A 13152-nucleotide genomic window follows, 5' to 3' on the forward strand; every position below is an offset into this window, starting at 1 on the left:
GTCTCAAGCTGCCTGTCTGGCCGTGACGAACGCCGCAAGGCTGGCCACGTTGGTGAAGTGATTGCGGGTGTCCTTGGCGTCGGCATCGATCTTGATGCCGTACGTTTTCTGGATCGCCAGGCCCAATTCCAGGGCGTCTACCGAATCCAGGCCCAGGCCTTCGCCGAACAGGGTTTGGTCGCTGCCGATGTCGTCGGCGCTGATGTCTTCCAGGCCCAGGGCCTCGATGATCAACAGCTTTATGTCGTGCTCAAGGCGGTGTTGGTCGCTCATCTTCGGCGAGCTCCTTAATGAAATAGTGGTGCAGGTAATCGTTGAGCTTGCGTGAGGCCTGGGGCGCGGGCCCCAGTGTTGCGAACGCCTGTGGTTCTATATCGGCCCCCACGCGCAAACTGAAGTGAAAACGGCATTTAGGGATGCGATACCAGGGTTCGGCCTTGGTCAGGGTGGTGGGGCTGACCTTGATCACTACCGGGGTGATGATTGTCGCACCGCGCAGGGCAATGGCGGCGGCCCCGCGATGAAAGGCGGGCGCCACGCCGGGTGTGGTGCGGGTGCCTTCGGGAAAGATGATCAGCGTCTGGCCGTTGCGCAGGGCGTCAGCGGCGGCGTCGAGCATGTCTGCACTGCCGTCGTTGCTTATGTAACCCGCGTCGCGCACCGGGCCACGGGTGAACGGGTTTTGAAACAGGCTCTGCTTGATCACGCAATTGGTCTGGCGCATCAGGCCGATCAGGAACACCACGTCGATCAACGACGGATGGTTGGCGATGATCATCTGGCCTGGCTGGCCGAGCCGTTCGGCGCCTTCGACGCTGTAGGTCAGCACGCCGGCGCGCTGCATCAGGCGGATAAAGAACCAGAACAGCTTGCTGATGGTATGGCGGGCGCGGCGCTGGTGCCTTTCTACGTTGCCCGGCAGGCAGCTGAGCAGGGGAAAGACCAGCAAGCGCAGGCACAACCCGCCGACGCCGAACACGAAGAAGCTCGCGGCAGTGGCGAACAGGCGCCAGTAGTAGGCATCCCGTGGCTTATCGTTCACGACTTGCGTTGCCAGTTCCATACACGGTTCTTCCAGGCATGTTGGCAGGCGCCCTGTTCGGTAAGCAGGGTGCGCAGCAGGTTCAGGGCGTGGGGCCACTGGGTTTGAGTGGGTTGGACAGTGCCGGCGCTGAGTTCCAGTTGCCACTCGTCGCCTGGTGTCAGCAGCAGGCCGAGGGCGTAGGGAAACGGCACGTCAACGATCCAACTGGCGTAGGCCTCGGGCGGCTGTTCTTCGGTGATGACCAGCAATACCGCCGGAGCGCCTTCGTTGAGCAGGGCCGCGGCTTCGAGCATGCCGTGCTCCAGGCCATCGCCGGCGGCGGCGAGGGCTGTCATTTCGCTGGTTTCATTGCGCAGGATCGACCACAGGCCAATCACCGCGTTGTGCACCGACAGGCTGAATTGGGTCGGCGACAGCGGCTGGTCGTTGGCCAGGTCGCTGAGGATGTCGAGGGTGCGCGGGGTTTCGCCATGCCGGGAAATAAACACCAGCGGCAAGTCTTGCAGGCCGTCGGCCAGGGGCCAGCCTACGCTGAACGCCATGCGCGCCAGGCGGCTCAGGCGGCGGCGCTGCATGGCCGGCAGGAACGACACGTCGGGCGAGGCAGCGCTGGCAGGCAGCAACACCGGGGCCTGGCACCAGGCGTGCCAGTCGTCCGCGCTTTCCAAGCCGGGGGCCCAGGCGCGCCATTGGGCGATGTTGAAGTTGATCACTGAGAAGTTATCCCGCCCCTGCGGGCTTCCATGTGCGGCTTTTGGCCCCGAATACCGGGACAAGGAGCAATCGCCGAGTGGCGCGCATTATCCCGGTGCTGCGGGGTTCTAGCAAACTTTGGTAAAGAATTGTGCAAGGCCGATTACAAATAAGACGGGAAGGTTTACAGATTGTCCTTCAACGAGGGGTAACTTGGATCGTCGGACACTTCCTTTTCATTTGTACGTGACCTATGACAGACCCGATGCAATGCAGCAATGCAGCAATGCAGCAATGCATCGATGAACGAGGTAGCTAACAGGCGCTTTTGCCCTCTACACTCGGACATTCATTGATACACGGAGGTTTTTCCATGCGGCGCGTGGTGTTCAATCAAAAAGGCGGTGTTGGCAAGTCGAGCATCGCCTGCAACCTGGCGGCGGTCAGCGCCAGCGAAGGCTATCGAACCCTGTTGGTGGACCTCGATGCACAGGCCAATTCAACCCAATACCTTACCGGGCTGACTGGCGACGATATCCCCATGGGGATCGCGGACTTTTTCAAGCAAACTCTGTCTTCCGGGCCGTTTTCGAAGAAAAACAAAGTCGATATCTACGAAACACCCTTCGACAACCTGCACGTCATCACCGCAACCGCCGAGTTGGCCGATCTGCAGCCCAAGCTGGAGGCCAAGCACAAGATCAATAAGCTGCGAAAGCTACTCGATGAGTTGAGCGAAGATTACGACCGGATCTACCTGGATACCCCGCCAGCCCTGAACTTTTATGCGGTTTCGGCGCTGATTGCCGCTGATCGTGTGCTGATCCCCTTCGATTGCGACAGCTTCTCGCGCCAGGCTCTGTACGGGCTACTGGCTGAAATCGAAGAATTGAAGGAAGACCACAACGAAGGCCTGGAAGTGGAAGGCATCGTGGTCAACCAGTTCCAAGCGCGGGCGAGCCTGCCGCAGCAGATGCTCGATGAGTTGATTGCCGAGGGCTTACCGGTGCTGCCGGTGTACCTGGCCAGCTCGGTGCGCATGCGCGAATCGCACCAGGAGAACAAGCCGCTGATCCACCTGGACCCACGGCACAAGCTCACTCTGCAATTTGTGGAGCTGCATAACCTGCTGGAAAATGCCTGACCTGTGGGAGCGGGCTTGCCCCCTCCCACATTTGAATTGCATTGTCCTCAAGGTCCGGTTACACCCCCTGGCTACGCAACCAGCTCATCAGTTGCGGCAACGGAAACGCCCCACTCTGGCGCGCCACTTCGCGGCCGTTCTTGAACAGAATCAAACTGGGGATCGAACGAATCCCCAGTTGCGCCGACAGCTGCTGATTGGCCTCGCTGTCCAGCTTGGCCAGCCTGCACTTGCCCTCCAACTGGCCGGCCGCCTGTTCAAACACCGGCGCAAACGACTTGCACGGCCCACACCAATCGGCCCACACGTCGACCAATAACGGCAAATCGCCCTTGATCTGGCTGGCGTAGTCGCCTTGTTTCAGCTCGAAAGGCTTGCTCAGTAGAACCGGTTGTTTGCAGCGCCCGCACTTGGGCGTATCACCCAAGCGTTCGCCGGGGATGCGGTTGAGGCCGTTGCAATGGGGGCAGGGGATAACGAGAGGGTCGGACATGGTGGGCTCCGTGGATGTGGCCAATGCACCCTATCTGGAGTCAGGTATCAGCTTTATCAAGCTCGGGGGCGACGACGCATGGGCTAACAGATTCGCAAATGTCGATTGGCGCATGCCTATCTAGGCTGGAAGTACTTGTTCGAAATAGCACCATCGGTCCGTTCGACGCCATAGCAAATTGCGATAGCCGGCGTTCGGGTTTAACCTTCATAGCAATATGCGATAGGGATGTTGCATGCGTGTAATCAGTGCGAAACAAATCCGAAATGCCAAGTTGAAGTGGCCTCATTCAGCCAGCGCTTTGGATGAGTGGTATCGGAAAGTCAAAGTTCTCAATCCTGAGGACTTCGCGGCGTTGAAATCGATTTTTCCTACCGTGGATAAAGTGGGAGCGTTACACGTCTTCAACATCGGTGGTAACAAGCTACGACTCATTGCGATTGTGCGCTACCGAATGCAGCGGCTCTATATTCGACATGTGCTGGACCATCGGGAATACGACAAGGGTAAATGGAAGGAGTGACTGAAAATGAGTGTGCTGATTGAGCAGGTGGCCGAGCATTGGCAATTCGTATCACCGCTGCTGCGCAAGCCCAAAACCGAGGCTGACTACGATGTGCTGGTGGAGGCGCTCGACGAATTACTGGATATCGTAGGGGACGACGAAGCCCATCCGTTGATGGGCGTGGTCGATATCATCGGTGACTGGGTCGAGGCTTATGACCTGGAGCATTGGCCAATGCCTGAAGCGAGCGGTGTCGACGTATTGAGATCAATGATGCAGGAGCATGGCCTGACTCAGAGTGATTTGCCGGGTGTGGGTGCTCAATCGGTGGTCTCGGAGATCCTCAGTGGAAAACGCCAGCTGAACGTGCGACAGATTCGTTGGCTGGCGGATTTTTTCAAGGTGCCGGTCGACCTGTTCATCTAATCGCTAGCATGGCGTGTATCACGACGAACAACTGATCTCCAAATGCTTGCCCCAATCCGGCGGTCGTTGCGCGTACTGTTCCATCCCCGCCTGCTCCTCGAACGGCTTGCTCAGTACCTCATGCAACCGCCGCACTTCGCTGTAATCGCCTGATTCGGCGGCAGCGATAGCGTTCTGTGCGAGGTAGTTACGCAGGATGTACAGCGGGTTCACTGCGTGCATCCGCCCACGGCGCTGTTCTTCGGTGTCATCTCCATCCCGCGCAACACGGGCGGTGTACAGCTCGGCCCAGGCATCAAACCCGGCCAGGTCGACAAAATCATCGCGTAGCTTCGCCACCGCCAGCGCCGCCGATTCATCCCCCAGGCGCCGGAAGAACAGCGTGTAATCCACGCCGCTGTTCTGCATCAGCTTCAACAAGCGCTCCACCAGCTTCTGGTCGTCGTCTTCGGCCGTGGTCAGCCCCAAACGGCGACGCATCAAATCCAGGTAGTGCGCCTGGTAAAGCGGCAGGTACAGGCCAAGGGCTTCCTTCAAGGCATCGACGCTGATAAACGGCGTGAGCGCCTGGGCCAATGCGCTGAGGTTCCATTGCCCGATCGGCACCTGGTTGCTGAAGGAGTAACGCCCCTCATGGTCCGAGTGGTTGCAGATGAAGTGCGCATCAAAGTCATCCAGAAACGCAAACGGCCCGAAGTCGAAGGTAATGCCGAGGATCGACATGTTGTCGGTGTTCATCACCCCGTGGCAGAAGCCATAGGCCTGCCATTTGGCGATCATCTCGGCATTGCGTTCGACGATTTCGCGGAACATAGCGAGGTAAGGTTCAGGCTGTTCCTTGCACTCGGGGTAGTGCAGTGAAAGCACGTGCTCGGCCAGTTCCGCCTGCTGCTCTGGTTTCTTGGTGTAGTAGAAATATTCGAAATGCCCGAAGCGGATATGGCTCGGCGCCAGGCGCAGCACCATCGCCCCACGTTCCTGCTTCTCACGCCAGACCGGGGTGCTGGAGCCGATCACGCATAACGCGCGGCTGCTGGGGATGCCCAGTGCATGCAGCGCTTCGGAGGCCAGGAACTCCCTAATCGACGAGCGCAGCACCGCGCGGCCATCGCCCATGCGCGAGTAGGGCGTCATCCCGGCACCCTTGAGGTGCAGGTCCCAATGTTCGCCGGCCTCGTTGTACACCTCGCCGAGCAGCAACCCGCGACCATCGCCCAGTTGTGGGGTGTAGCCGCCAAACTGGTGCCCGGAGTAGACCATCGCCCGCGGCTCGGCCTCGGCCCACAACTTGTGGCCGCTGAACAGCTCGGCAAACACCGGTGTTTCGGCCACTGTCGGGTCGAGGTCGAGCAGGGCCATGGCGGCATTGCTTGCCACCACCAGGCGCGGTTCGTCGAGGGGCTCGGGCAATACGTGGGTTGAGAACGCGTCGCCCAGGCGTGCGAAGCGGTTGTCGAAGGTCAGTTCGTCGAGGGCTTTCACCGGCCATCTCCAGCAGAATGTCCGAGCATTCTGCTGGGGATAGGGCGTTTAGTCGAGTTTGCTGGGCGGTGGCTCCGGCACATCTTGCGCGTCGGCCGGTCCGACGATGGTTCTCTTCTCGTCTTCCACCGGCACCAGCTTGTACTCCTGGCCGTGGAGGTTTTTCAGGTACACCTCCATCTGCCGGAACGAGATGTTGATGTGGTGGTTCTTGAACTCGCGGTTGATAAAGCGGTTCACTTCGTCGATCACCGGGTTGCGGTCGCCGAGGTCGCGCACGTGCATGCGCAGTTCGTGGTCGAGGGTGCTTTCGCCGAAGTTGAGGAAGTACACATGGGGTTCCGGTTCCTTCAACACCCTTGGGTTTTCTCGCGCAGCCTTGAGCAACAATTCCTTCACCAGGTCCAGGTCGGAGCCGTAGTCAACGCCCAGCTTGAGGGTCACACGGGTGATGGTGTCGGTCAGCGACCAGTTGATCAGTTGCCCGGTAATGAACGTCTTGTTCGGGACAATGATGTCCTTGCGGTCGAAGTCGGTGATGGTGGTGGCGCGGATGCGGATCTTGCTCACCGTGCCCGACAGGTTGCCGATGGTGATGGTGTCGCCGATGCGCACCGGGCGCTCGAACAGGATCATGATGCCGGAGATAAAGTTGGCGAAGATCTCCTGCATGCCGAAGCCCAACCCCACCGACAGCGCGGCCACCAGCCATTGCAACTTGTCCCAGCTCACGCCGAGGGTGGACAGGGTCGAGACAAAGCCCACGCCGGCAATGATGTAGGACAGCAAGGTGGTCGTGGCGTAGGCACTGCCCTGGGCCAGGTCCAGCTTGGACAGCACCAGCACTTCCAGCAGGCCGGGCAGGTTGCGCGCCAGGGCGAAGGTGATGCCGATGATGATCAGCGCGCCGAGCAGGTCGCCGATGCTGATCGGCACCATGCTGATATTGGCACCGGTGCCGCTGGTGTATTCGTACAGGGTGACGTTGTCCAGGTAGGAAAATACCGAGATCAGGTCCGACCATACCCAGTACAGCGCCGCGATAAAGCCGCCGAGCAGCGCCAGGCGGATCAGGCGCATCGATTGTTCGTTGACCTGTTCGATATCCAGGGTCGGCTCTTCGATCACCGCTTCGCCTTCGCCGGCTTCCTTGGCGGCCTGGCGTTTGGCCAGGGCGCGGGAATAGGCCAGGCGTCGGGCGGCAACGCCCAGGCCGCGGACGAAGGTGGCTTCGATGACCAGCCAGAACATCAGCAGGTACAGGGTGTTGATCAGCCGGTCGCTGAGCTTGAGTGCGGTGTAGTAGTAGCCAAAGCACACGGCAATGAACAGCGCGACAGGCAGGGCGGTAAACAGCAGGCCCACGGCTTTGCGGAACAGCGAGGCTTTTTCGTGGGTCGGGCTGTGCAGCAGCAGGCGTCCCAGCAGCCAGGCCATCAGGGCGTAGCAGGTCAGGACCACACCAATGCCCAGCACGTCGTCGGCCAGCGCCGCCGGTTGATGCTCGGCAATCGCCACCACGGCCACCAGGGCCAGCACCACCAGCCCGAGCTTGCGTACCCAGCCCTGGAGGAATTCGACCTGGGGCTTTTCCCAGCGGAAGTGCAACTCGGCCACGCCGCCCGGCGCCAGGATGCGGTAGGCGGTGTAGAACACCAGCCATGCCTGGGCGATCTGCAACAGCGCTGCACCCAGGTTGGCGTTCTGCCCACGTGCGTCGATCTGCAGCGCGTAGCCGCACAGCGCCAGGCCCAGTGCTACCGGCATCGCCAACAGGATATTTACCAGGATCGCCTGGGGCGTGTGCCATTGGCTGTCGCGTTTGAAGTGGCCGATGTCCAGGTGGACTCTTTTCAGGCGCGCGTACAACGCGTTGCGGCGCCACAACAGGGCACCGATCAACAGCAGCAACGGCAAAAACAGCAGCGGACGCTGGGTCAGGCCGTCGTACAGCTCGCTGACGCTGGAGGCCCATGGCAGGGTGGTGACCTGCTTGCTCAGGTGCGCCGGCACGGTTTCCAGCCACTCGGTGTCCAGCGGCTTGTTGCTGGGGATCCAGAACATCTGTTCATCGAGCGTCGCGCGCAGGGTGGTGGCGGTGCTGAGCAGTTGTTTCTGGTTCAGTTGCAGGGTGATGGATTCGTTGAGCAGCGCGCTCAGCTCGCGGCTCAGGCGCTCCAGCAAGTCGCTGCGGGTGATCGCCAGTTCCAGCAGGGTGCGCCGCAGTTGCGGGGTGACGTCGGCCGGCGGCTGGTTGGCCAGCAGGTTATCCACATAGGTGCTGGGGGAGCTGATCAGCTCGCGCTGTTGGTTGACCTCGAACTGGTACAGGCGAATGTTGGCGATATCGTCCGCCAGGTCGCGGTCCACCGTCAGGCGGGGCAACGCTTGTTTCTGCTTATACAGAATCTTCGAGAGGAGCAGGCTGCCCTTGAGCACATTGATCTGCTCGTCCAGGGCCGAATCGCTCTGGGTCACGGTGTCCAGCTGTTGCTTGGTCTGCAGGTTCTTCTGGGTCAGGTCGTTGAGGCGGTCGGTACTCTTGAGCAGGTAGTCGGACAGCTTCAGGTTGGCCGCGCTTTCCGTGGCCAGCAGGCTGCTGCCGCCGGCCTTTTGCGCTTCGATGGACTGTTGGGTGACGGTCTGCTGGGACTGGGCCAGGCGTTTCTGGTTGATCAGGGTTTGCAGGTCCTGGATCTCTTGTTCCAGGCGCGCGGTTTTTTCCTGGATCAAGTCGTGCTGGCTGTTGCCCAGGTCCTGCAGCTGGCTATTGCCGGCCAGTTCCTGGCGACGCAGGGGGATCAGGGCATTCAGGGAGGCCAGTTCGGCATTCAGTTGGTTGCGCTGGTCGCTGCTGAGGGCTTTGCCATTGTCCTTGCCGGCCTTGAGGGTGGCATTGATCTGCTGGATGCGCGTCTGGCTGCTGCTGATTTCGGTCTGGGCGCGCTCGGGACGGGTCTGGGCGGCGATGGTCAGGCTGTTGGCGTCGGCCAGTTCCTTTTGCAGGTCGCCTTGCTGGGTGCTGCGCTGCACCAGCAATTGCTCAAGCTGCGGCACCGGCAGGGTGGCGTAGCGTTGGGCTACCGGAATGACCTTGGTGGCCTTGAGCCGGGTCAGTTCGCGCTGGTTCTCGCTGGTCTGGCGCGGCGCGTCTTCCAGCTGGCGCTTGAGGTCGACCAGGCGCTGCTCGTAATCCTGCTTGTTGTCCAGGTAGGTCAGGGTCTGTTGCAGGATCGACTGCAGCGCCTTCATGTCGGCGTCGGGCAGTTTGCGATCAGGCAGCTTGTCCAGGGTTTGCTGGATGGCGTCGGCGCTGGGCGGGTCGGCGGCGTAGACGCTGCCGACACAAAGGGTCAGGCCCAGCAGGGCAGTGGCGAGAAAAGTGCGCAGGGTTGGCATAGAGACCGATCGAGCAAGGTGAAGAATCGGGGGCGTGCTGTCGCCCCGCAGTTTAGAGGAAGAGTCCGGGGCCCGGGCGACTTCCTTCGGGGAATCTGACGCCGACTTTGCCAATCTTGTTCCCGTCCATGACCGCGACGGTCCAGATGGTGTTGTTCCACTCCACCTGGTCGCCCACTACCGGCGCGCCGCCGACTTTCTGGGTGATGAAGCGGCTCAGCGGCATGTCCGGATCGATCCCTTCGAGCTTGAGGCCATACAGCGCTGAAACCGCGCCCAGCTGGGCGTCGCCTTCGAGGACGAAGTCGCCGAAGAAGCGCAAATCGAGGCCGCGTTGCGGTGCCTGGCTGAACAGTTTGCCCAGGGCCGGCAGGTTGTGTTCATGGCCGATCACACAGAGCAGATCGCCGACTTCCAGCACCGTACTACCCGACGGATGGAGCAGTTGCTGGCCACGGAACAGGGCCGCGATGCGCGTGCCTTCGGGCATTTTCAGCTCGCGCAGGGCCGCGCCGATGCACCATTTTTCTGCGCCCAGGCGGTAGACGAACAGCTCCCACTCGCTGGTGACGTGCACTTCCAGGGCTGCGCGGGAGATCGGCGCCGGGTCCGGCGGAACGGTCACTTTGAGCAGCTTGGCCACCCACGGCAGGCTGGTGCCCTGTACCAGCAGCGACACCAGCACGATAAAGAACGCCAGGTTGAAGTACAGCTGCGCATGGGGCAGGCCGGCCATCAACGGGAACACCGCCAGGATGATCGGCACCGCGCCGCGCAGGCCGACCCAGGCGATAAAAGCCTTTTCACGGCCATGGAAGGCTTTGAATGGCAGCAGGCCGACCATCACCGACAGCGGCCGCGCAAACAGGATCATCCACAGCGCCAGGCCCAGGGCCGGCAGGGCAATCGGCAGCAAATCATGGGGCGTGACCAGCAGGCCCAGCACCAGGAACATACCGATCTGCGCGAGCCAGGCCATGCCGTCGAGCATATGCAAAATGCCATGGCGGCTACGCACCGGGCGATTGCCGATCACCAGGCCGCACAGGTACACGGCGAGGAAGCCGCTGCCATGGAAGGCGTTGGTCAGGGCGAACACGAACAGGCCGCCGGCGATCACCAGGATCGGGTACAGGCCGGTGGCCAGGTTGATGCGGTTGACCATTTGCAGCATCAGCCAGCCGCCGCCGAGGCCGACGATGCCACCGATGCCGAACTCGCGCACCAGGTGGGTCAGCAGGCTCCAGTGCAGGCCGGTCTGGCCGCTGGCGAGCATGTCGATCAGGGTGACGGTGAGGAACACCGCCATCGGGTCGTTACTGCCGGATTCGATCTCGAGGCTGGCGGTCACCCGTTCGTTCAGGCCCTTGCCGCCCAGCAGCGAGAACACCGCTGCGGCGTCGGTCGAGCCGACAATCGCACCGATCAGCAGGCCCTGGATAATATTCAGGTCAAACAGCCAGGCCGCCGCCATGCCGGTGAGGCCGGTGGTAATCAACACCCCCACCGTGGCCAGGGACAATGCCGGCCAGAGTGCCACGCGGAAACTCGCCACCCGTGTACGCAAGCCGCCGTCGAGCAGGATCACTGCCAGCGCGAGGTTGCCCACCAGGTAGGCAGTCGGGTAATTGTCGAAAATGATGCCGCCGCCATCGACGCCGGCCACCATGCCCACGGCCAGGATGATCACCAGGATCGGGATACCCAGGCGCGAGGAAAGAGAACTCACCAGAATGCTCGCACTCACCAGCAACGCGCCGATCAAGAACAGGCTGTTGATGGTCGTCGCATTCAAAGGCAGTACTCCATGGGCAAACAAGACGGGACGCAAACTGACCATGCAGTCTGCGTGCCAGGGATTCTAACCTGTTGAATTGCGGTGCTGTCAAAAAGCTTTTTCTGATTCACGCATAACTAAATTTGGGAGGGGCAAGCCCTAATGCCGTTCAGTTAAGCGAAAGTGATTCACTGTAGGAGCGAGCTTGCTCGCGAAGAACTCAGGGCCACCGCGCTTATCGAGAATGAACGCGTTGCCTGGGCGTTTTTCGCGAGCAAGCTCGCTCCTACAAAAAGCCTTAACTGACCGGCATTAGGGCAAGCCCCCTCCCACATTTCAGCCAGTGCAGGGCGTTAGAGGCGGAAGCGGCCTACCATCCCGTTCAGGTCTACCGCCAGGCGTGACAATTCGCTGCTCGCGGCGCTGGTCTGGCTGGCGCCCGTAGCGGATTGCACCGACAGATCACGAATGTTCACCAGGTTGCGGTCCACTTCCCGCGCCACCTGCGCCTGTTCTTCCGCAGCGCTGGCGATCACCAGGTTGCGCTCGTTGATCTCGACAATCGCCGTGTTGATGGTGTCCAGCGACATCCCTGCGCCTTTGGCGATGTTCAGCGTCGACTCCGCCCGCTCGGTGCTGTTGCGCATCGAGTCCACCGCGTGCTCGGTACCGGCCTGGATACTGCCGATCATCCGCTCGATCTCGCTGGTGGACTGCTGGGTACGATGGGCCAGGGCCCGCACTTCATCGGCGACCACCGCGAACCCGCGACCGGCTTCACCGGCGCGCGCGGCTTCAATCGCCGCGTTCAGGGCCAGCAAATTGGTCTGGTCGGCCAGGCCGCGAATCACGTCCAGCACTTTGCCGATATCGCGCGACTCATTGGCCAGTTCGCCGATCAGGGTGGCGGTTGCTTGCACATCGCCGCTCATGCGCTCGATGGCGCTGACGGTTTCCTGCACCAGGTCGCGGCCGTCGCCAGCAGACGTGGTGGCGTTGCGCGAGGCTTCCGAGGTGCTCACCGCATTGCGTGCGACTTCTTCAACGGCGCTGGTCATCTCGTTGACGGCGGTGGCGGCTTGCTCGATTTCGTTGTTTTGCCGGGTCAGGCCACGGGCACTTTCGTCGGTGACGGCGTTCAGTTCCTCGGCGGCGGAAGCCAGTTGGGTGGCGGAGCCGGCGATGCGTTGCAGGGTGTCGCGCAGTTTGTCCTGCATCTTGGCCATGGCGGCGAGCAGGCGCCCGGCCTCATCGTTGCCGTCGACTTTGATCGGCCGTGTCAGGTTGCCTTCGGCGACTTCTTCCGCCGCTTCCAGTGCCTGTGAAATCGGCAGGGTGATGCTGCGGGTCAGCAGCCAGGCAAACAGCAGGGTCAGCAGCGTGGCGATCACCAGCAGGCCCACGACCAGGTTGAAGGCCGTGTTGTATTGGTCTTCGGCCTCCTGATTGGTGGCCAGGGCCATCTTGTTATTGAGGTCCAGCAGGCGCGTCAGCACGGCGTTGACCTGCTCGGAGTTCCTCAGCAATTCGGTGTTAAGCAGGCTGCGCAGCTCATCCATCTGGTTGGCCCGTGACAGGCTCTTCATGCGCTCTTCAATCTGATGGTACTGGCCCAGCAGGCTTACATATTCGTTGTAGGTGCTACGTTCTTCGCTGCTTTCAATCAGTTTCTCGTAGACGCCCTGGGCGGTGCGGATCTGCTGGTTGCGCAGTTCGAAGGCTTCCAGGGTCTTTTGCTGCACATCCGGCTCGCGGTTGGTCAGCAAGCGGTAAGACAGCACGCGCAGGCGCAGGGTCAGTTGGGTGAACTCGTCCAGGGCGCGGATGCTTGGCACGCTGGACAAGGTAATGTCTTCAGTGGCGCCACGGATCTTGCTCATCTGGTTCAGGGCGAACACGCCTAGAAACAACATCAACGCGCCAATAAACGCGAAGCCGAGGAAGGCCCTCGGAGCGATATTCATATTACGAAGCGACATGCGGAAATCCTGGGAGAGGCGCAATCCGTGCGGTCATGAGACGGGGTGTGCCTCTCTATCGGGCATACGACTAAAGTCTAAAGGGGGCTGTGCGTTTTTGTCGCATCTGACGAGGGGTTGCGCGGATTCAGGAACCAGATGGGGGAAATGCAGTCACTAAGGCTCGAAAGCGTGGCCCGGCCCTTAAAAAACGGGCTGCGCGCCAGGGA

The 13152-nt window shown here is 61.1% G+C and carries 11 protein-coding genes and 1 pseudogene; 3 read left to right on the plus strand and 9 right to left on the minus strand.

What is annotated here, in order from left to right:
- Positions 1-3: 3 nt before the first annotated feature.
- Genes F6S08_RS02895 through F6S08_RS02905 form a run of 3 tightly spaced genes read right to left on the minus strand, consistent with a single transcriptional unit; the run spans position 4 to position 1758 of the window.
- Positions 4-273: a phosphopantetheine-binding protein gene (locus tag F6S08_RS02895; RefSeq protein WP_027604978.1), complete on the minus strand. Its 270-nt coding sequence runs from the start codon at positions 271-273 to the stop codon at positions 4-6.
- On the minus strand, positions 251-1063 hold the full coding sequence (locus tag F6S08_RS02900) for a lysophospholipid acyltransferase family protein (protein WP_027604977.1): 813 nt from the start codon (positions 1061-1063) through the stop codon (positions 251-253). Before F6S08_RS02900 ends, F6S08_RS02895 begins: the two co-directional genes overlap by 23 nt.
- Complete coding sequence (locus F6S08_RS02905; RefSeq protein WP_065925688.1) at positions 1039-1758, minus strand: beta-ketoacyl synthase chain length factor; 720 nt, start codon at positions 1756-1758, stop codon at positions 1039-1041. The genes F6S08_RS02900 and F6S08_RS02905 overlap by 25 nt, the downstream gene beginning before the upstream one ends.
- 353 nt (positions 1759-2111) lie before the next feature.
- Here F6S08_RS02905 and F6S08_RS02910 point away from each other — a divergent pair, with 353 nt between their 5' ends.
- On the plus strand, positions 2112-2882 hold the full coding sequence (locus F6S08_RS02910; protein WP_053139210.1) for a ParA family protein: 771 nt from the start codon (positions 2112-2114) through the stop codon (positions 2880-2882).
- A 58-nt stretch (positions 2883-2940) separates the two neighbouring features.
- On the opposite strand, the gene trxC is transcribed toward F6S08_RS02910, so the two are convergent.
- A complete protein-coding gene (trxC, locus tag F6S08_RS02915) occupies positions 2941-3375 on the minus strand; it encodes a thioredoxin TrxC (protein WP_065925687.1) in 435 nt (144 codons plus the stop codon).
- A 235-nt stretch (positions 3376-3610) separates the two neighbouring features.
- Here trxC and F6S08_RS02920 point away from each other — a divergent pair, with 235 nt between their 5' ends.
- Together F6S08_RS02920 and F6S08_RS02925 are read left to right on the plus strand one after the other, a co-directional pair.
- Positions 3611-3898, plus strand: coding sequence for a type II toxin-antitoxin system HigB family toxin (locus tag F6S08_RS02920; RefSeq protein ID WP_065946640.1), 288 nt, complete (start codon positions 3611-3613; stop codon positions 3896-3898).
- A gap of 6 nt (positions 3899-3904) precedes the next feature.
- Positions 3905-4306: a type II toxin-antitoxin system HigA family antitoxin gene (locus F6S08_RS02925; protein WP_027604972.1), complete on the plus strand. Its 402-nt coding sequence runs from the start codon at positions 3905-3907 to the stop codon at positions 4304-4306.
- Between the two features lie 18 nt (positions 4307-4324).
- Here the strand turns inward: F6S08_RS02925 and selO are convergent, their stop codons facing one another.
- The 5 genes and pseudogenes from selO to F6S08_RS31330 form a co-directional block, all read right to left on the minus strand.
- Complete coding sequence (selO, locus tag F6S08_RS02930; protein WP_065946638.1) at positions 4325-5788, minus strand: protein adenylyltransferase SelO; 1464 nt, start codon at positions 5786-5788, stop codon at positions 4325-4327.
- A 48-nt stretch (positions 5789-5836) separates the two neighbouring features.
- On the minus strand, positions 5837-9187 hold the full coding sequence (gene mscK, locus F6S08_RS02935; protein WP_315871258.1) for a mechanosensitive channel MscK: 3351 nt from the start codon (positions 9185-9187) through the stop codon (positions 5837-5839).
- Positions 9188-9239: 52 nt separating this feature from the next.
- Positions 9240-10982: a potassium/proton antiporter gene (locus tag F6S08_RS02940; RefSeq protein ID WP_027604969.1), complete on the minus strand. Its 1743-nt coding sequence runs from the start codon at positions 10980-10982 to the stop codon at positions 9240-9242.
- Positions 10983-11317: 335 nt separating this feature from the next.
- Positions 11318-12190, minus strand: a complete 873-nt coding sequence (locus F6S08_RS31325; protein ID WP_371914633.1) for a methyl-accepting chemotaxis protein — start codon at positions 12188-12190, stop codon at positions 11318-11320.
- Positions 12173-12943: pseudogene (locus tag F6S08_RS31330) on the minus strand (MCP four helix bundle domain-containing protein); the annotation flags it as partial. The pseudogene F6S08_RS31330 and the gene F6S08_RS31325, both read right to left, overlap by 18 nt.
- Between the last annotated feature and the right edge of the window lie 209 nt (positions 12944-13152).

The sequence above is a fragment of the Pseudomonas sp. JV449 genome (assembly GCF_032424295.1).
GTDB lineage: Bacteria > Pseudomonadota > Gammaproteobacteria > Pseudomonadales > Pseudomonadaceae > Aquipseudomonas > Aquipseudomonas marginalis.